The sequence below is a fragment of the Stenotrophomonas sp. genome, assembly GCF_032056425.1.
Lineage (GTDB): Bacteria > Pseudomonadota > Gammaproteobacteria > Xanthomonadales > Xanthomonadaceae > Stenotrophomonas.
The window spans coordinates 57548-74466 of sequence record NZ_DAMBCN010000009.1 but is presented as its reverse complement, the minus strand read 5'-3'; the positions used below and the strand labels follow the sequence as shown (position 1 = coordinate 74466).

Genomic DNA, 16919 nt, shown 5'->3' with positions numbered 1-16919 from the left:
ACGGGCTGCTGGAACGCATCATCGCCGCGGCCATCCAGCGCCGCTGGCTGATGCTGGGCCTGACCCTGGTGCTGGTGGCGGTCGGCATCTGGAGTTTCACCCGGCTGCCGATCGACGCCACCCCGGACATCACCAACGTGCAGGTGCAGGTGAACACCGCCGCACCCGGCTATTCGCCGCTGGAAAGCGAACAGCGCATCACCTATGCGGTGGAAACGGCGATGGCCGGCCTGCCGAAGCTGGACCACGTGCGTTCGCTGTCGCGCTACGGCCTTTCGCAGGTCACCGTGGTGTTCAAAGACGGCACCGACCTGTACTTCGCCCGCCAGCAGGTGGCCGAACGCCTGCAGCAGGTGCGCTCGCAGATTCCGACCGGGCTGGACCCGCAGCTGGGGCCGATCGCCACCGGCCTGGGCGAGATCTTCATGTACACCATCGACGCCGATCCCAAGGCGCGCAAAGCCGATGGCACGGCCTATACCGCCACCGATCTGCGCACGCTGCAGGACTGGGTGATCCGCCCGCAGCTGCGCAACGTGCCGGGCGTGACCGAGGTCAACACCATCGGTGGTTTCCAGCGCCAGGTGCACATCACCCCGGATCCGGCGCGACTGCGCGCGCTGGGCTTCAGCCTGGACGACGTGGCCGAAGCCGTGCAGGCCAACAACCAGAACGTCGGTGCCGGCTACATCGAACGCAATGGCCAGCAGTTCCTGGTGCGCATTCCCGGCCAGGTGGCCGATCTGCAGGAGATCGGCAACATCGTGCTGGACCGCCGCGAAGGCGTCCCGATCCACGTGCACGACGTGGCCAGCGTGGCCGACGGCCCGGAACTGCGCAGCGGCGCGGCCACCCAGAATGGCCATGAAGTGGTGATGGGCACCGTGGTGATGCTGGTCGGTGCCAACAGCCGCGAGGTCGCGCAGGCCGCGGCGGCCCGCCTGCAGCAGGCGCAGGCCAGCCTGCCCGCGGGGGTGACCGTTACCGCCAGCTACGACCGCACCGCGCTGGTGGACCGCACCATCCAGACCGTGGCGCGCAATCTGCTGGAAGGTGCGCTGCTGGTGATCGTGGTGCTGTTCCTGCTGCTGGGCAACGTGCGTGCCGCGTTGATCACCGCAGCGGTCATTCCGCTGGCCATGCTGTTCACCCTCACCGGCATGGCCCGTGGCGGCGTCTCGGCCAACCTGATGAGCCTGGGCGCACTCGACTTCGGCCTGATCGTCGATGGCGCGGTCATCATCATCGAGAACTGCCTGCGCCGCTTCGGCGAACGCCAGCACGCGCTGGGCCGCGACATGACCGTGGCCGAACGCTTTGCCGAAACCGCCAGCGCCACCGCCGAAGTGATCCGCCCCAGCCTGTTCGGCCTGGGCATCATCACTGCGGTGTACCTGCCGATCTTCGCGCTCACCGGCGTGGAAGGAAAAATGTTCCACCCGATGGCGATCACGGTGGTGCTGGCACTGACCGGCGCCATGCTGTTGTGCCTGACCTTCGTGCCGGCTGCCATCGCGCTGTTCCTGGGTGGCCGCGTGCAGGAAAAGGAGAACCGGCTGATGGCCTGGCTGCGGCGGCGCTACCAGCCGCTGCTGGCGTTCACCCTGCGTCGCGGTCGCTGGATCGCGGTGGGTGCCGTGGTGCTGGTACTGGGCTGCGGCGTCCTGGCCACGCGCTTGGGCAGCGAATTCGTGCCCAGCCTGGACGAAGGCGATGTGGCCATGCATGCCATGCGCATTCCCGGCACCAGCCTGGCGCAGTCGGTGCAGATGCAGGTGCAGATTGAACGCCGCCTGCTGCAGGTGCCGGAAGTGGCCAAGGTGTTTTCCAAGATCGGCACGCCGGAAGTGGCGTCCGACCCGATGCCGCCTTCGGTGGCCGACACCTTCATCATGATGAAGCCCCGCAGCCAGTGGCCCGACCCGCGCAAGCCGCGCGCCACGCTGCTGGCCGAGCTGGAGCGCACGGTGGAATCGCTGCCCGGCAACAACTACGAGTTCACCCAGCCGATCCAGATGCGCATGAACGAGCTGATATCCGGTGTGCGTGCCGATGTGGCGGTCATGCTGTACGGCGATGACCTGGACACCCTGCGCAACGTCGGCCAGCGCCTGCAGCGCGTGGTTGCAGCGGTACCCGGCGCGGCCGATGTGCGGCTGGAAGAGACCAGCGGCCTGCCGCTGCTGACCGTGCTGCCGGATCGCCAGCGGCTGGCCGGCTATGGCCTGAACCCGGGGCAGGTGCAGTCCACCGTCGCCACCGCCGTGGGCGGGCAGGTGGCCGGGCAGCTGTTCGAGGGGGATCGCCGGTTCGACATCGTGGTGCGCCTGCCGGAAGCGCTGCGACAGGACCCGGCCGCCCTGGCCGACCTGCCGATTTCGCTGGAACCGGCGCTGGCCAGTGACAACGGCGACGAGCTGAGCCGGGGTGTGGCCGCAGGCAGCGGTGGCCCGCGCACCGTGCCGCTGCGCGAACTGGCCCGCATCGAAACCAGCGAAGGGCCAAACCAGATCAACCGCGATAACGGCAAGCGTCGCATCGTGGTCACTGCCAACGTGCGCGATCGCGACCTGGGCAGTTTCGTGGGCGAACTGCAGCAGGCAGTGCAGGGCGGGGTGCAGCTTCCGCCCGGCTACTGGGTCGATTACGGTGGCAGCTTCCAGCAGCTGATCTCGGCCAGCCAGCGCCTGGCCGTGGTGGTGCCGGTCACGCTGCTGCTGATCTTCGTGCTGCTGTACTGGGCGTTCGGCTCGGTACGTGACGCGGCCATCGTGTTCAGCGGTGTGCCGCTGGCCCTGACCGGCGGCGTACTGGCGCTGGCCGCGCGTGGCCTGCCGCTGTCGATCTCGGCTGGCGTCGGCTTCATCGCCCTGTCGGGTGTGGCCGTGCTCAACGGGCTGGTGATGATCAGCTTCGTGCGCCACCTGCGGCAGCAGGGCCTGCCCCTGCTGGACGCGGTGCGCGAAGGCGCGCTGGGTCGCCTGCGCCCGGTGCTGATGACCGCGCTGGTCGCTTCGCTGGGCTTCGTGCCGATGGCCTTCAATGTCGGTGCGGGTTCGGAAGTGCAGCGGCCACTGGCCACCGTGGTGATCGGCGGCATCGTCTCGTCCACGCTGCTGACCCTGCTGGTGCTGCCCGTGCTGTACCGCTGGCTGCACCACCGCGAGCCCTGACCGGAGGGGTCAGATCCCTTCCGCAGGAAGGGCTCTGACCCCATCCCCTCCAGCGGCTTCCGCTGGCTGCCGACCCCTGCCGCAGGCAATCGCGCCGACACCACTGCCTGGTTGCGCCGCCGTGCACCATCGGTGAGGATCGGGAATCGCCACCAAGGACGGAACGATGACTGCACGCGCTGCCGCAGCTGGTCTGCTGCTGGTCCTGGCCAGTCCCGCTGCATTCGCCGCCGGGGATGTCTACGTGGAGTTGCTGTGGGCGCCGACGCCCGCAGATGCGATCGCACGGTCAGTGGCCTACCAGTTCGTTGCCGATGGCCAGCATGACCATCGCATCTGCGTTGCCGCCGGTGGAGAGGACGCCGATGTGGGCGGGCTGGAGCTCACCATTCGTGATGCCAAGGGCGTTCGCATCTCGCACGTGAGGCATGCCGGTTTCCGTGGCCGGAAAACGTGTTTCCCTGCGGACATCGGCGCCGCAGGGGCAGCCGGCATGTGGACGGTGGATGCCACGCTTGGCGACGGCCGCACCGGCAGAGCAGACGTTCGCGTCGATCACCGCCTGGAGGACTCCCCGCTGTACCTGGGGCACGACGGGCCCTACGTTGCGGGTCGTCCAAACTACGATCCGTCCGTTCCGGCGGCCGCATGGGTGGGAAAGCTGGTCTGGGCAACGGACGTGGATGCAGAAGGCAGAGTGACCCACGTTGAAGTTGAAATGGCCGAAGGCGTTGGCGAACGCCTGCGTGCGCGCGCATTGGCCGCCGGCTGGTTGAACCGGTTCGGTCCCGACCCGGCGCGTGCGACGCAACCTTTGCGTTGGCGCCGCACACTGGAATTTGCCGCAGAGTGATTCGTACTACTTGGGTGCGGGCAGCTTCGCAATCACCTTGATCTCGAACTGGAACCCATACAGCCAGGTCACGCCGATACCGGTCAGGGTCGGGTGCGGTGCCTGGCCCCAGTACTCGGGCACGATCGCCCAGGCCTTCTCGAAATTCATTTCCGGATCGACCAGGAACACGGTCACGTCGACCACATCGTCGAACGTGCAGCCGGCGGCTGCCAGCACCGCGTTGAGGTTATCGAAGGCGCGGCGCACCTGGGTTTCGAAATCCGGCTCGGGCGAGCCGTCTTCGCGGCTGCCGACCTGGCCGGAGACGAACAGGAAGCCGTTGGCGCGGATGGCCGGCGAGTAGCGGTTGCGCTCGTACAGGGCCTGGCGCCCGGCGGGGAATACGACATCACGCTGTGACATGGGGACTATCCCGTGGAAGAGATGGCCATCCTCCTCGCCAATGCTGTCTGGATAAACCGCGATAATCAGCCTAGATTGATTGCCATTTCCAAACAATCGCGGGCCGCCCATGGACCGTTTCGAGGCGATGCGGGCTTTTGCCCGCGTGGTGGAAACCGGCAGTTTCACCCGCGCCGCGCACACCCTGCAGGTCAGCCGCACCACGGTCACCCAGCTGGTGCAGCAGCTGGAAGCGCACCTGCGCCTGCGCCTGCTCAACCGCACCACGCGCCGTGTCAGCACCACCGCCGATGGTGCGGCCTACTACCCACGCATCGCCCGCCTGCTGGCCGAGCTGGAGGCGGTGGAAGGCGGCCTGGGCGAAGCCGCCAGCCAGCCGCGCGGGCGCCTGCGCATCGACGTGCCGGGGCCCTATGCACGGCTGCGGCTGGTGCCGGCGCTGGCGGATTTCCATGCACGCTACCCGGAGATCCAGCTGGACATCGGCGTCAGCGATCGCGAAGTGGATGTCATCGCCGACAACGTGGACTGCGTGATCCGCGGCGGCACGCCGGCCGACCCGGCGCTGGTCGCACGGCCGCTGGCCAGCCTGCCGCTCGGCTTCTACGCCAGCGCTGCCTACCTGCAGCGCTTCGGCGCGCCCGACCACCCGCGCGCACTGGAAGGACCGGACCATCATGTGGTCGGCTTCCTCAGCCCGCGCAGCGGTCGCGCGCGGGTGCTCAGCGCCCGCCGTGGTGATGAGCGCATGGAGGTGCAGGGCCGTTACACGGTGGGCTTCGATGATGGCAACGCCTACCTGGCGGCCGCTGTGGCCGGGTTGGGCGTGGTCGCCCTGCCCAGCTACATGGCGCAGCCGCACGTGGCCCGTGGCGAACTGCAGCCGGTGCTGCAGGACTGGCAACTGCCCGCCATGCCGATGCACGTGATGTTCCCGCCGAACCGGCACATGAGCCAGCGCCTTCGGGTGTTCATCGATTGGGCGGTGGAGGTGCTGGGGTAATGCCCTTGTAGCGTCGAGCGTTGCTCGACTGCTTCTGCTCTGCGCTACAGCCGCCCGACCGCAAAGGATTGCAACTGTTCCTAGGTCGATGACGTCAACCTTCGTGCGACCATTCCCGGCACGCCACAAAGGAAACGGATCGCCGCATGAGTCGTATCGTTGCACTGGACACCGAAACCACCGGCCTGTCGCATAAGCAGGGCCATCGCATCATTGAAATCGGCGCGGTGGAAATGATCGACGGACGCATCACGGGTCGCCAGTTCCACACATTCCTGCAGCCACAACGTCGCGTGGACCCTTTCGCACAACGTGTGCACGGCATCAGCGACGCCATGCTGGTCGGCAAGCCGTTGTTCTCCAACAAGGCGGTCGAACTGCTTGAATTCCTGCGTGGCAGTGAACTGGTGGCCCACAACGCCACGTTCGATGTCGGCTTCCTGGACCATGAACTTCGCCTGGCCGGCCACACGGTGACCCTGGCCCACCATTGCCGCGTGACCTGCAGTCTGAAGATCGCCCAGCAGCGCTGGCCGGGGCAGCCCAACAAGTTGGATGACCTGCTGCGACGCCTGGGCATTCCCAGCAACCGCGGCCTGCATGGCGCGCTGAAGGATGCGCATCTGCTGGCCCAGGTGATTCCGCACCTGCGTTGAGTTGGCCTGCAGCAAGGGTCAGAGCCCGCGTCTGTCGACGCGGGATCCGACCCCGTTCGGAGGCCGTGCCAACCGTTCGATCATCGCCACACCGGTGGCCACGCCATCTTCGCTGGCCATCGCTGCACCCAGTGCAACCGCACGTGCGCGCGTTTCCGGGTCTTCGGCGAACGCGATGGCCGTCGCCAGCGTGGCTGCATGCAAGCGCTTCGGCGACAGTGGTGCTGGCGCAACACCGAGCGCCTGCAGGCGCCGCGCCCAGAAGAACTGATCGGCAGCGAAGGGCATCACCAGCGAGGGAATACCCGCGCGGCAGGCCGAATGCGAGGTGCCACTGCCACCGTGATGGATGGCCAGCGCGCAGCGCGGGAACAACGCTTCATGCGGTGTGGGGCCAACGACGAACACGTTCGCCGGGAGGGCGCCTGCAGGCAGGCCCGCCCAGCCGGGAAACAGCAGCACGCGTCGCGGTGCCAGGGCGTGCAGCAATGCTGGCAGCACACGCTCGCGGTCGAAGCCGGTCATGCTGCCGAAGCCCAAGTACACCGGTGGCGGACCGGCATCGAGGAAGGCCTGCAGGTCTGGCGGCGGCAACCACGGTTGCTCCGGCATCCGCCATTGCCCGCACACCACGTGGTCGGCCGGCCAGTCCGGTGGCGGTGGCAGCAGCTGCGGGGAAATGCCGTACAGCATCGGCAGGCCGGTCCACAGCGTGCGGCGCGGGGCTTGCCGCAGTGCGGCGCGCGCCGCATTGATCGGTGTGCGGAAGGTGCGCCACACCGCCTGGTTGACCAGCCCGTAGCTGGCCCGGCGCAGGAACGCGGGCAGCGGCAGCGGCGGCAGGAAGGGGGATGCAAAGGCCCGCGTCGGGGTGAGCGGAATCATGCCGGTGCCGATGGCTGGCAGGTCGTGCCGTTCGGCCACGCTCAAGCCCACCAGGGCGGCCAGACCGCCCGTCAGTATGGCGTCGCAACCCGTGGCAGCCGCATCGGCCTGCGCCATCCAGGCCGGCACGTGGCGGCCGGCCATCCGCGCCAGACCGCGCGAGGCGGCAGCCAGGTTGTTGCCGCGTGCCACCAGGGCCACCACTTCGTCGTGGATGTCGCCTTCCAGCGCCGCGTTCGGCACGTCGAGGTCGCGCGCAGTGGCCAGCGTGCCCTGTTCGGCCAGCAGCATCACCTCGTGGCCCGCCTGGCGCAGCCCGTGGCACAGCATCACCAGCGGCCGGGTGTCGCCTTCGGTGCCATAGGTCAGGGCCAGCAGTCGCATGGAAGGGCTCGCGGGAGGGGGCGCCAGTATGGTCAGACCCGGCATGAACACGGCGTGCCACGTTCAGCCTTTGCCCTGTGGACAACTTGCGCAAGTGATTGAAAGCCTGCATAATGCGCGGCTCGCTGTGTCCGGTTTCGTACCGGGTGGCACCCCCGGGAGCACGTCCCCGGCCGCCCAACGCCAGCGTAACCCTTTGATTCTCTTGACGTGTGGTGGGCAACCACCGAGGCCGCCGTCTCCCGGGCTACGGGCTGACACAATTAACTATCGAGGTGCGCAATGTCCCGCGTATGCCAGGTTTCCGGCAAGCGAGTGCAGACGGGTAACAACGTCTCGCACGCCAACAACAAGACCCGTCGTCGTTTCCTGCCCAACCTGCACGAGCGCCGCTTCTGGGTTGCCAGCGAAAACCGCTGGGTGAAGCTTCGTGTTTCCGCGCATGCACTGCGCACCATCGACAAGAACGGCATCGATTCCGTTCTGGCTGAGCTGCGTGCGCGCGGCGAAAAGGTCTGAGGAGTAGACGATCATGGCAGGCAAGCGCGATAAGGTCCGTATGATTTCGACCGCCGGTACCGGTCACTTCTACACGACCGACAAGAACAAGAAGAACACCCCGGGGAAGATGGAATTCTCCAAGTACGATCCGGTCGTGCGCAAGCACGTCCCGTACAAGGAAGGCAAGATCAAGTAATCCGCAAGGGTTGCTGATCGCCTCCGAAAGAACCCGCCCTTGTGGCGGGTTTTTTCATGCCCGGCGCCCGGTAGGTGCGTACCCCGCCTGGTAGGTGCCAACCTTGGTTGGCACATTCGCCCCGCCTGGTAGGTGCCAACCTTGGTTGGCACATTCGCCCCGCCCGGTAGGTGCCAACCTTGGTTGGCACACGCTTCCAAGCAGTCGAGCATGGCTCGACTCTACACACCCTGCTGGGCAGAATGGCTGCACACCTCCCGACGGGCGACGCGATGCTGTTCGAGTGGCTGCTGGGCTCCTACCTGCTGTTGATCGACTGGCTCATCCGCCTGGTCGCGCTGTGCTGGATTCCCACCCGCACCACACCGGGGGCGGCGCGCAGCTGGCTGCTGCTGGTCGGCTTCGTGCCGCTGCTGGGCCTGCCGCTGTACCTGCTGTTCGGCCACCCGTGGCTGTCGCGCGAACGCATCCGCCGGCAAGCTGAGGCCTCGCAGGTCATCCGCGAGGAACAGGCGCTGCAGCACCGCCTGCGCTGGACCCCGACGGCCGACACCGCCATCGCCGAGATCGTGCCGCTGGTGCAGCGCCAGGGTGATTTCATGCCGGTACACGGCAATGCCGTCGATCTGCTGACCGACTACGACGAATCGCTGCACAGCCTCATCGCCGACATCGACCAGGCCGAAGACCGCGTGCACCTGCTGTACTACCTGATGTTCGATGACGCCGTCGGCGAGGCCATCGTCGAAGCCCTGCAGCGTGCGGCCGCGCGCGGCGTGCAGTGCCGCGTGCTGCTTGATGCCGTCGGTGCCAAGCGCGGCCTGCGCGCCTATCGCAAGCGCCTGCAGGCACGCGACATCGAGGTGCGTGCGATGCTGCCCGGTGGCCTGCGCTGGCGCCGCAGCGGGCGCATGGACCTGCGCAACCACCGCAAGATCGCGGTGATCGACAACGAAGTGGCCTACGTCGGCTCGCAGAACCTGGCGGGCCCGCGCTTCGTGCCCGGCCACCCCAACCGCGAGCTGGTCGCGCGCGTGCGCGGTCCGGCGGTGGCGCATCTGGAAGCGGTGTTCGCCAGCGACTGGTACATGGAAACCGGGCAGCGCCTGGACGTCATCGCCAACGTGCCCGAGTGCGGCGATGACATCGCCACCCAGCTGCTGCCGAGCGGCCCCGCCTACCCGTACAGCAACGCGCGCGATGCTGTGGCCGCACTCATTCACCTGGCACGGCGACGGCTGGTGATGGTCACCCCGTATTTCGTGCCCGACGAGGCAACCTTGAGCGCGCTGCGCATCGCCGCGCTGTCGGGCGTGCAGGTGCAGTTGATTCTGTCGGCCAGCAACAACCAGCGGCTGACGTCGTGGGCGCAGGAGGCGTACTACGACGAGCTGTTGCGCTGTGGCGTGCAGATTGCGTTGTACGAGCCGCAGTTCCTGCATGCCAAGCACATGAGCGTGGACGAAGACATCGCGGTACTGGGCTCGATCAACATGGATATCCGTTCGTTCGCGCTGAATGCCGAGATCGGCCTGATCTGCTACGACCGCCCGCTGGTGAAGCAGCTGTGCGCGATCGAAGACGATTACCTGCGGCAATCGACGCTGCTGGACCTGGAGCAGTGGCGGCAGCGGCCGGCATGGCGACGCAGCCGTGACGGCATTGCACGGCTGGCCGATGCGCTGATGTAAACGGGCGCGTTGGCGCGGGGTACGCCGGCCATGGCCTACAATCCCCGCATGACTGATTCCGCGCGAACCGCTGAAGCGGACCTGGCGATCATCGGTGGCGGCGCCGCCGGCGTACTGGTGGCCCTGCACGTGCTGCAGCAGGCCCGGCAGCCGCTGCGCATCGCCCTGTTCGAGCCGGCCTCGCAGCCGGCGCAGGGCATCGCCTATTCCACACCGTGGCCGGAGCACCTGTTGAACGTGCCGGCGGCGAAGATGAGCGCGTTCCCCGATCAGCCCGGCGATTTCCTCGATTACCTGGAAGCAGCCAACGCCTATCCGGGTGAAGCACGCGACGTGCTGGGCGAGCGCTATGTCTGCCGCCATTACTTCGCACGCTACCTGCAGCAGCGCCTGCAGCAGGCGGCTGCGGCCAGCCCCGCAGAGCTGCAGGTGATCGCCCAGCCAGTACTGGCGCTGCAGGTGGATGCGCATGGCTGCCAGTTGCAACTGGGCGATGGCCAGACGCTGCGTGCCGCGCAGGCGGTGCTGGCCACCGGCAACAGCATGCGCCCGCTGCCGGTGCACGGCGCCGACGCATTGCCGACCGATGCGGTGGTCGAAGCCTGGGATTACGACGGCGTGCGGACCCTGGCCGGTACGCAGGCATTGGCCATTGTCGGCTCGGGCCTGAGCATGGCCGATACCGTGCTGGCCCTGGTGGCTGCCGGCCATAGCGGTCCGCTGCACGTCATCTCGCGGCACGGCCTGCTGCCGTTGCCGCACGACCATGGCGCGCTGCCCAGCTTCGATCCCGCCAGCCTGCTGCCGCTCACCTTGCGCCAGCGGCTGCGCGCGCTGCGCCAGCACGCGCGCCAACTGCAGGCCGAAGGACAGCCGTGGCAGGGCGTGATGGACCGCATCCGCGCCCACGGGCAGGCTCTGTGGTGCAGCCTGGATGAAGCCGACCAGCGCCGCTTCCTGCGCCATGTGGTGCGCTACTGGGATGTGCATCGTCATCGCATTGCTGAAGGCATCGATGCGCAGCTGCAGGCGCTGCAGGCCACTGGCCAGCTGCAGATCCACCGCGCACGGTTGCAGCAGGTGCGCCAGCAGGACGGCGCCCTGTTGCTGAGCGGGCGCAGCGCCTACGGTGCCGACCAGGCCTGGGCCGTGGCTGGCATCGTCAACGCCACCGGCGTGGAAACCCGTGCCACCGCGCTGCGCAATCCGCTGCTGCAGCAGCTGTTGGCCGATGGCGTGGTACGGCCTGGACCGCATGGGCTGGGCCTGGACAGCAGCGTGCCCGGCGATCGCCTGCACGACGCGCAGGGCCGGCCGCAGCCGCGGCTGGGCGTGCTGGGCAGCCTGCGTATCGGCAGCCTGTGGGAGAGCCTGGCCGTGCCTGAACTGCGTCAGCAGGCGCAGGCGCTGGCCGCACAGGTGGTCGCAGGAGCCGCGACCCCGATGCCGTAAAATGGGGGCATGGATGTCTCCCACCTGCTTGATGGCCTGAACCCGGCCCAGCGCGACGCCGTCTCTGCTCCCCCCGGCCACCACCTGGTGCTGGCCGGCGCCGGTTCGGGCAAGACCCGCGTGCTTACCCACCGCATCGCTTGGCTGCATGAAGTCTTCGGTGTGCCCACCCACGGCATTTTCGCGGTCACCTTCACCAACAAGGCGGCCGGTGAAATGCGCCACCGCATCGACGCGCAGCTGCCCAACGGCAGCCGCGGCATGTGGATCGGCACCTTCCACGGCCTGGCCAACCGCCTGCTGCGCCTGCACTGGCAGGATGCCAAGCTGCCCGAAGGCTTCCAGGTCATGGATTCGGACGACCAGCTGCGGCTGGTCAAGCGCGTGGTCCAGGCGCTGGAGATCGACGACAGCAAGCATCCGCCCAAGCAGATCGCGTGGTGGATCAACGAACAGAAGGATGAGGGCCGCCGCCCGCAGCACATCCAGCCCGAGCCGCACGACGCGTGGCTGGAAACCATGCGCCAGGCGTACATCGAATACCAGGCGCGCTGCGACCGCGCCGGCCTGGTCGACTTCGCCGAGCTGCTGCTGCGCGCGCATGAACTGCTGCGCGACAACCCGGCACTGCTGGCGCACTACCGCGCCCGCTTCCGCGAAATCCTGGTGGACGAATTCCAGGATACCAATGCCATCCAGTACGCCTTCGTGCGCGTGCTGGCCGGGCACGAAGGCCACGTGTTCGTGGTGGGCGACGATGACCAGGCCATCTATGGCTGGCGTGGCGCCAAGGTCGAGAACGTGCAGGGCTTCCTGCGCGATTTCCCCGGCGCGCAGACCATCCGCCTGGAACAGAACTACCGTTCCACCGCCAACATCCTGGGCGCCGCCAACGCGGTGATCGCGCACAACCCGGACCGCATCGGCAAGGAACTGTGGACCGACAGCGGCGATGGCGAGCCGATCGACCTGTATGCGGCCTACAACGAGATGGACGAGGCGCGCTATATCGTCGAACGCGCCCGCCAGTGGGTGCGCGACGGAGGCAGCTACACCGAAGTGGCCGTGCTTTACCGCAGCAACGCGCAGTCGCGCGCGCTGGAAGAAGCGCTGCTGAGCGAGCAGGTGCCGTACCGCGTGTACGGCGGCATGCGCTTCTTCGAGCGTGCCGAAATCAAGGACGCGCTGGCTTACCTGCGCCTGCTGTCCAACCGCAACGACGATGCCGCCTTCGAGCGCGCGGTGAACACGCCGACCCGTGGCATCGGCGAACGCACGCTGGACGAAGTACGCCGCGAAGCGCGTGCGCAGGGCCTCTCGCTGTGGGAAGCCACCATGCTGGTCACCCAGGGCACCGCGCTGGCCGCACGCGCACGCAATGCGTTGGCTGGCTTCCTGGTGCTGGTCAACGAGCTGCAGGCACAGACCCTGCACATGACCCTGGCCGAGCGCGTGGACCACATCCTGTCGCGCTCGCAGCTGCGCGAACACTGGAGCAAGGAAAGCCGCAATTCGCTGGATTCGGAATCGCGCACCGACAACCTGGACGAACTGGTGTCGGTGGCCTCGCGCTTCGTGCGCCGTGCCGATGACATCGAGGAAGTGGGCGAGGACATGGATGAGCTGGTCGCTTTCCTGGCCTACGCCGCGCTGGAGGCCGGTGAAGGCCAGGCGCAGGCGGGCGAGGAGGGGGTGCAGCTGATGACCCTGCACTCGGCCAAGGGCCTGGAGTTCCCGCTGGTGTTCCTGGCCGGCATGGAAGACGGCCTGTTCCCCAGCGCACGCTCGCTGGAAGAAAGCGGGCGTCTGGAAGAAGAGCGTCGCCTGGCTTACGTGGGCATTACCCGTGCACGGCAGAAGCTGGTGCTGTGCTACGCCGAATCGCGGCGCATCCACGGCCAGGACAACTACAGCCTGCCCTCGCGCTTCCTGCGCGAGATCCCGCGCGAACTGCTGCACGAAGTGCGCCCGAAGGTGCAGGTCTCGCGGCCGGCCTCGCTGGGCAGCAGCCGAGTGATGGGCCACGCCTCGATCGAGGCGCCGCCGCTGAAGCTGGGTGCCCTGGTCACCCATCCCAAGTTCGGCGAAGGCATGGTGACCGACTACGAAGGCAGCGGTGCGCACGCCCGCGTGCAGGTCGAATTCGCCGATGCTGGCAGCAAGTGGCTGGTGATGGCCTACGCCAACCTGACGGTGATCTGATCACCGTCGGGGTCAGATCCCTCCCGCCGGAGGGATCTGACCCGCTCTGCGAGCTCCTGTAGAGTCGAGCTTGCTCGACTGCTTTACGCGTTCAGTCGAGCAAGCTCGACTCTACGGATCGGGGGCCTCAGTCCTGCGCTTTCGAGCCCGTCGCGGCATCCTGCTCGGACATCGACTGCTGCAGGCTGCTGGTGAAGTTCTTCACGGCGCGCTCCAACGCGATCTCCCAGTTCTCGCGCGAGACGATCTGGAAAATGTTCGCGCCGTGGCCGGTGGCAGTGAAGGTTCGGGCCTGACCGTCCTTGCGGGCGGTCACATCGACCGCTATGTCGGCCAGCATCTGCTGGGTCGAAGACGCGGCACGCCAGAAGTTCATTGGCATCTTCACCGAGAAATCGGTCAAGGTTGCTTCCAGCTCCGTGCAGGTACCCGTGCACTGGTCTGTCGTGCGGTAGCCCATGTTGCGCAGGGCCTGGATCATGATCTCGCGCGCCTTGTCCGGGGCGGTGGACGACTCAAGGGACACCAGCACGCCATTGTTGCCGCGGATCACGCCACCGATGCTCTGCGGGCGCTCCGCAGCTGCCACCTGCGGGAAGTATGTCGTGCGCCCATCGCGTACCGGCGCGACGACGACCATCGGACCCTGCTCGGGATTGACCCGGATGTCAGGCACGTTCACCCGCACGACTTCGGTGCGGATGCCGCAGCCCGTGAGCAACAGCAGCAGCGTGGCCGCAATGATCGACTTCATGTATTCCCCCTGTTGGAATGATGTTTCTGTACCGCGCATTATCGCGTGGCCGACGGGCCCGGTGGGCTGAAGAAGCAGTCGAGCAAGCTCGACTCTACAATGGGCGGTGACATCTTCCAGGAACGCCGCCATGACCGAACCCACGCTGCACGTTACCGTGACCTTGAACGCCCGGTTGCAGCCCGAGCACCGCCACGAGCTGTTCGAGGACCCGCTGGATGCGCTGCTGCAGGGGACCGGCATCGGTGAGATCACCGGCGGCGGCACCGCGATCTCCGACGAGGGGGAAGTGGAGTACGGCGATATCGAAATCGCGCTGAACGACGCGGCCGGCGTGCCCAAACTGGTTGACCTGCTGGAACAGCTGGGCGCACCGAAGGGGTCCAAGGTGCAGGGCGCAGGCGAGGCCGATCGCAGCTTTGGCGTCACCGAGGGGCTGGGCATCTACCTGGATGGTCTGAACCTGCCGGACGAAGTGTACGAGCAGTGCGATTCGAACCATGTGTTCGAGCAGCTGTCCGAGCGCATCGATGGCCTGGGCGAGATTTGCAGCTGGTGGCAGGGCCCGACCGAAACCGCGCTGTACATGTACGGCCAGTCGTTTGCCGCGATGCAGACGGCCATTGCCGAGTTCGTTGCCAGCTACCCGCTGTGCCAGAACGCGCGCGTCGTGCAGATCGCCTGAGGTGAGCACGACCCTCATGGATGATGCAGCTGCCGGCGGCGATCACACGTCGCGGGTGGTCACCCATTTCCGGGAAATGTTGATGGCCCTGCTGCCGGCCATGCCCGCCGAGCTGATCGAGGAAGAGCCGGACCTGGCGGACCTGTACGCCTTCCAGTGCCACCGGCTGGAAGCGCTGCCGACATGGCTGGATGCGCGCGCGCGGCAGCTGCTGAGCGAGCAGGGCCTGCCGCGCCAAGCGGCGCCCTACCTGTCGTTCTTCGATGGCGAGCGGGCAGGCGCGCTTTCCGCCAGCCTGCCGGCCCCTGGCCTGGCCATCGGCCACGACGGCGGCGGCAACCTGCTGGCCATCGATGCGGCCAGCGGTGAAGTGGTGATGTGGGACCACGACAACGGTGACGCACGCGTATTCGTCAACCGCGACCTGCTGCATTTCGCCGCCTGCCTGTGCGAGTTTCCGTACTTCGTGGAGGACCCGGCCGGGTTCCTGCCTGTGGTTGCGGATATTGATCCGCAGGCAGCAGCGGAAGGCAGCTTCTGGCGCGACGAACACTGAGTGTCTGCGTAGGCCGTAGCGTCGAGCTTGCTCGACGTCCGTGGTGCCCGTTGAATGAGCCAGGTGCTACGACAGCGTGCGCCGCGGGCTACCGTCCTGAGGCCTCTCGCGCGTTATCGCGCAGGGCCAGATCCTTGCCGACCTGATAGCCGCCGTAAAGCACAGCAAAAATGGCGATGACGGCCCACAGCAGCGTACGCTGGATGTCTGCGGGTCTGGGTGAGCGGTCCTGCATGTCGATCTCCCCGAAAATGGTGGATGCCTTCTGGCCAGCATGTACTGGCTCACACCGTCGAGCAAGCTCGATGTTACGGCAGGGTGGGGCTGTGCGCGTATTCCCAGTCCAGGCCGGAGTTCGTCACCAACGCGTCCAGCGGTCCATCCGTGCCACCTCGCAGGGCAGGCATTGGCCAGCGCCGGGCCGGGCCTGCGCCGCATTGATCCTGCTCAAGGCACGGCGTGCACATCGGCTGTGTAATGGTGGTGTTCCCATTCGGCAGATCGCCACGGAGCCCTACCATGTACACGCGCATCCTGATCGCCACCGACGGTTCCGAGCTGGCCGACAAGGGCCTGGCCAAGGGCCTGGAGCTGGCCAAGGACCTCAACGCCGAGGTCGATATCGTGACGGTGTCCGAGCCGTGGGCGGTCGGCATGTACGACGCCATGGGCTGGAGCGTGGGCTACATGAACAGCCCCGAGTACAAGGCCGACCGCGAAGAAGGGGCACAGAAGGTGCTGCAGCCGGCGCTGGCCAAGGCTGCCGAGCAGGGCATCAAGGCCAACCCGGTGCATGTGCTGGACCGCTATGCGGCCGACGGCATCATCGAAACCGCCGCTGATCGCAACAGCGACCTGATCGTGATGACCTCGCACGGCCGCCGCGGGGTGACCCGGGTGCTGCTGGGCAGCCAGACCGCCGAAGTGCTGGCGCGCAGCTCGCTGCCGGTGCTGGTCATCCGCTGAATTCACGCGTTCCCGGGGAGGGGACCGACGCCGGTGCGCACGATGCGTACCGGCGTCATCTTTTGTGGGTCCGGGCGGGCCGCATCCACGCATGGCGTGGATCTACTGGGGCGGGATGCGCGTGTACCTGCCGGGCGGCAGGTTGTAGATCCACGCCATGCGTGGATGCGCATTGCCACTGGCCTTGAAGGGGTCAGAGCCCTTTCCTGCGGAAAGGGATCCGAGCCCGCGCTGCATCACCAGCTGTACAGCTTCCAGTACACCGGCGACACGCCATCCTTGTCGTTGTCCATGCGGCCGTCGCCGTTCTTGTCATACATGTAGAACGGTGCGCCCCGCGACGGGGTGACCTTGACCATGCGCAGCTGGCCGGACACGCGGTACTCCTCGATGGTATCGCCGTTGTCCATGGTGCGGCTGGACACTTCGGCACCCTTCACGTCCACCGGGGGAGCGCCGGCACCGCCCATGCTGGCGCAGCCAGCAAGCAGGAGCACGGACGCCAGCATCAGGGTCTTCATCGGCAGGGCCTTTGCCTGGATCGGGTCTTGATTATG

At 67.1% G+C, this 16919-nt stretch carries 17 protein-coding genes; 12 read left to right on the top strand and 5 right to left on the bottom strand.

Annotated elements, in window-relative coordinates:
- Window positions 1–5 precede the first annotated feature (5 nt).
- Both RTY46_RS08360 and RTY46_RS08355 read left to right on the top strand, forming a co-directional pair.
- Window positions 6–3173, top strand: coding sequence for a CusA/CzcA family heavy metal efflux RND transporter (locus RTY46_RS08360; protein ID WP_312707782.1), 3168 nt, complete (start codon window positions 6–8; stop codon window positions 3171–3173).
- Window positions 3174–3339: 166 nt separating this feature from the next.
- Complete coding sequence (locus RTY46_RS08355; RefSeq protein ID WP_312707732.1) at window positions 3340–4026, top strand: hypothetical protein; 687 nt, start codon at window positions 3340–3342, stop codon at window positions 4024–4026.
- 6 nt (window positions 4027–4032) lie between these two features.
- Here the strand turns inward: RTY46_RS08355 and RTY46_RS08350 are convergent, their stop codons facing one another.
- Window positions 4033–4431: a RidA family protein gene (locus RTY46_RS08350; RefSeq protein WP_312707731.1), complete on the bottom strand. Its 399-nt coding sequence runs from the start codon at window positions 4429–4431 to the stop codon at window positions 4033–4035.
- A gap of 109 nt (window positions 4432–4540) precedes the next feature.
- Here RTY46_RS08350 and RTY46_RS08345 point away from each other — a divergent pair, with 109 nt between their 5' ends.
- Entirely contained in the window at window positions 4541–5434 is an 894-nt protein-coding gene (locus tag RTY46_RS08345; protein ID WP_312707730.1) for a LysR substrate-binding domain-containing protein, read from the top strand.
- A 146-nt stretch (window positions 5435–5580) separates the two neighbouring features.
- Window positions 5581–6090 (top strand): DNA polymerase III subunit epsilon, encoded by a 510-nt coding sequence (gene dnaQ / locus RTY46_RS08340; RefSeq protein ID WP_312707728.1) that lies wholly within the window; start codon window positions 5581–5583, stop codon window positions 6088–6090.
- Window positions 6091–6108: 18 nt separating this feature from the next.
- On the opposite strand, the gene RTY46_RS08335 is transcribed toward dnaQ, so the two are convergent.
- Window positions 6109–7359 (bottom strand): glycosyltransferase, encoded by a 1251-nt coding sequence (locus RTY46_RS08335; protein ID WP_312707727.1) that lies wholly within the window; start codon window positions 7357–7359, stop codon window positions 6109–6111.
- Between the two features lie 282 nt (window positions 7360–7641).
- Between RTY46_RS08335 and rpmB the strand changes: the two genes are divergently transcribed.
- The 5 genes from rpmB (at window position 7642) to uvrD (ending at window position 13401) form a co-directional block, all read left to right on the top strand.
- The gene (gene rpmB / locus RTY46_RS08330) at window positions 7642–7878 is read left to right on the top strand and encodes a 50S ribosomal protein L28 (protein ID WP_005411638.1); all 237 of its coding nucleotides are present in this window, start codon (window positions 7642–7644) and stop codon (window positions 7876–7878) included.
- Between the two features lie 10 nt (window positions 7879–7888).
- The gene (gene rpmG, locus RTY46_RS08325; RefSeq protein ID WP_170272460.1) at window positions 7889–8056 is read left to right on the top strand and encodes a 50S ribosomal protein L33; all 168 of its coding nucleotides are present in this window, start codon (window positions 7889–7891) and stop codon (window positions 8054–8056) included.
- Between the two features lie 272 nt (window positions 8057–8328).
- Window positions 8329–9747, top strand: a complete 1419-nt coding sequence (cls, locus tag RTY46_RS08320; protein ID WP_312707781.1) for a cardiolipin synthase — start codon at window positions 8329–8331, stop codon at window positions 9745–9747.
- A 30-nt stretch (window positions 9748–9777) separates the two neighbouring features.
- The gene (locus RTY46_RS08315) at window positions 9778–11199 is read left to right on the top strand and encodes an FAD/NAD(P)-binding protein (protein ID WP_312707726.1); all 1422 of its coding nucleotides are present in this window, start codon (window positions 9778–9780) and stop codon (window positions 11197–11199) included.
- A gap of 9 nt (window positions 11200–11208) precedes the next feature.
- Entirely contained in the window at window positions 11209–13401 is a 2193-nt protein-coding gene (gene uvrD / locus RTY46_RS08310; protein ID WP_312707725.1) for a DNA helicase II, read from the top strand.
- Between the two features lie 127 nt (window positions 13402–13528).
- Here the strand turns inward: uvrD and RTY46_RS08305 are convergent, their stop codons facing one another.
- Window positions 13529–14287 (bottom strand): hypothetical protein, encoded by a 759-nt coding sequence (locus RTY46_RS08305; protein WP_312707724.1) that lies wholly within the window; start codon window positions 14285–14287, stop codon window positions 13529–13531.
- On the opposite strand from RTY46_RS08305, the gene RTY46_RS08300 reads away from it, so the two are divergent.
- Together RTY46_RS08300 and RTY46_RS08295 are read left to right on the top strand one after the other, a co-directional pair.
- Entirely contained in the window at window positions 14286–14840 is a 555-nt protein-coding gene (locus tag RTY46_RS08300) for a hypothetical protein (RefSeq protein WP_312707722.1), read from the top strand. The genes RTY46_RS08305 and RTY46_RS08300 overlap by 2 nt on opposite strands.
- A gap of 1 nt (window position 14841) precedes the next feature.
- A complete protein-coding gene (locus tag RTY46_RS08295; protein WP_312707720.1) occupies window positions 14842–15396 on the top strand; it encodes an SUKH-4 family immunity protein in 555 nt (184 codons plus the stop codon).
- A gap of 88 nt (window positions 15397–15484) precedes the next feature.
- Here RTY46_RS08295 and RTY46_RS08290 read toward each other — a convergent pair whose 3' ends face one another.
- The gene (locus RTY46_RS08290) at window positions 15485–15631 is read right to left on the bottom strand and encodes a hypothetical protein (RefSeq protein WP_312707718.1); all 147 of its coding nucleotides are present in this window, start codon (window positions 15629–15631) and stop codon (window positions 15485–15487) included.
- A gap of 284 nt (window positions 15632–15915) precedes the next feature.
- On the opposite strand from RTY46_RS08290, the gene RTY46_RS08285 reads away from it, so the two are divergent.
- Window positions 15916–16362 (top strand): universal stress protein, encoded by a 447-nt coding sequence (locus tag RTY46_RS08285; RefSeq protein ID WP_108754591.1) that lies wholly within the window; start codon window positions 15916–15918, stop codon window positions 16360–16362.
- Window positions 16363–16598: 236 nt separating this feature from the next.
- On the opposite strand, the gene RTY46_RS08280 is transcribed toward RTY46_RS08285, so the two are convergent.
- Window positions 16599–16883 (bottom strand): DUF2782 domain-containing protein, encoded by a 285-nt coding sequence (locus RTY46_RS08280; RefSeq protein WP_312707716.1) that lies wholly within the window; start codon window positions 16881–16883, stop codon window positions 16599–16601.
- Window positions 16884–16919 lie beyond the last annotated feature (36 nt).

What these genes read in the sequence shown, in the direction of transcription:
- RTY46_RS08355 (WP_312707732.1), top strand. Translation starts at nt 3,340, where the DNA reads ATGACTGCACGCGCTGCCGCAGCTGGTCTGCTGCTGGTCCTGGCCAGT.
- RTY46_RS08350 (WP_312707731.1), bottom strand. Translation starts at nt 4,431, where the DNA reads ATGTCACAGCGTGATGTCGTATTCCCCGCCGGGCGCCAGGCCCTGTAC.
- RTY46_RS08345 (WP_312707730.1), top strand. Translation starts at nt 4,541, where the DNA reads ATGGACCGTTTCGAGGCGATGCGGGCTTTTGCCCGCGTGGTGGAAACC.
- dnaQ (WP_312707728.1), top strand. Translation starts at nt 5,581, where the DNA reads ATGAGTCGTATCGTTGCACTGGACACCGAAACCACCGGCCTGTCGCAT.
- RTY46_RS08335 (WP_312707727.1), bottom strand. Translation starts at nt 7,359, where the DNA reads ATGCGACTGCTGGCCCTGACCTATGGCACCGAAGGCGACACCCGGCCG.
- rpmB (WP_005411638.1), top strand. Translation starts at nt 7,642, where the DNA reads ATGTCCCGCGTATGCCAGGTTTCCGGCAAGCGAGTGCAGACGGGTAAC.
- cls (WP_312707781.1), top strand. Translation starts at nt 8,329, where the DNA reads ATGCTGTTCGAGTGGCTGCTGGGCTCCTACCTGCTGTTGATCGACTGG.
- RTY46_RS08315 (WP_312707726.1), top strand. Translation starts at nt 9,778, where the DNA reads ATGGCCTACAATCCCCGCATGACTGATTCCGCGCGAACCGCTGAAGCG.
- uvrD (WP_312707725.1), top strand. Translation starts at nt 11,209, where the DNA reads ATGGATGTCTCCCACCTGCTTGATGGCCTGAACCCGGCCCAGCGCGAC.
- RTY46_RS08300 (WP_312707722.1), top strand. Translation starts at nt 14,286, where the DNA reads ATGACCGAACCCACGCTGCACGTTACCGTGACCTTGAACGCCCGGTTG.
- RTY46_RS08305 (WP_312707724.1), bottom strand. Translation starts at nt 14,287, where the DNA reads ATGGCGGCGTTCCTGGAAGATGTCACCGCCCATTGTAGAGTCGAGCTT.
- RTY46_RS08290 (WP_312707718.1), bottom strand. Translation starts at nt 15,631, where the DNA reads ATGCAGGACCGCTCACCCAGACCCGCAGACATCCAGCGTACGCTGCTG.
- RTY46_RS08285 (WP_108754591.1), top strand. Translation starts at nt 15,916, where the DNA reads ATGTACACGCGCATCCTGATCGCCACCGACGGTTCCGAGCTGGCCGAC.
- RTY46_RS08280 (WP_312707716.1), bottom strand. Translation starts at nt 16,883, where the DNA reads ATGAAGACCCTGATGCTGGCGTCCGTGCTCCTGCTTGCTGGCTGCGCC.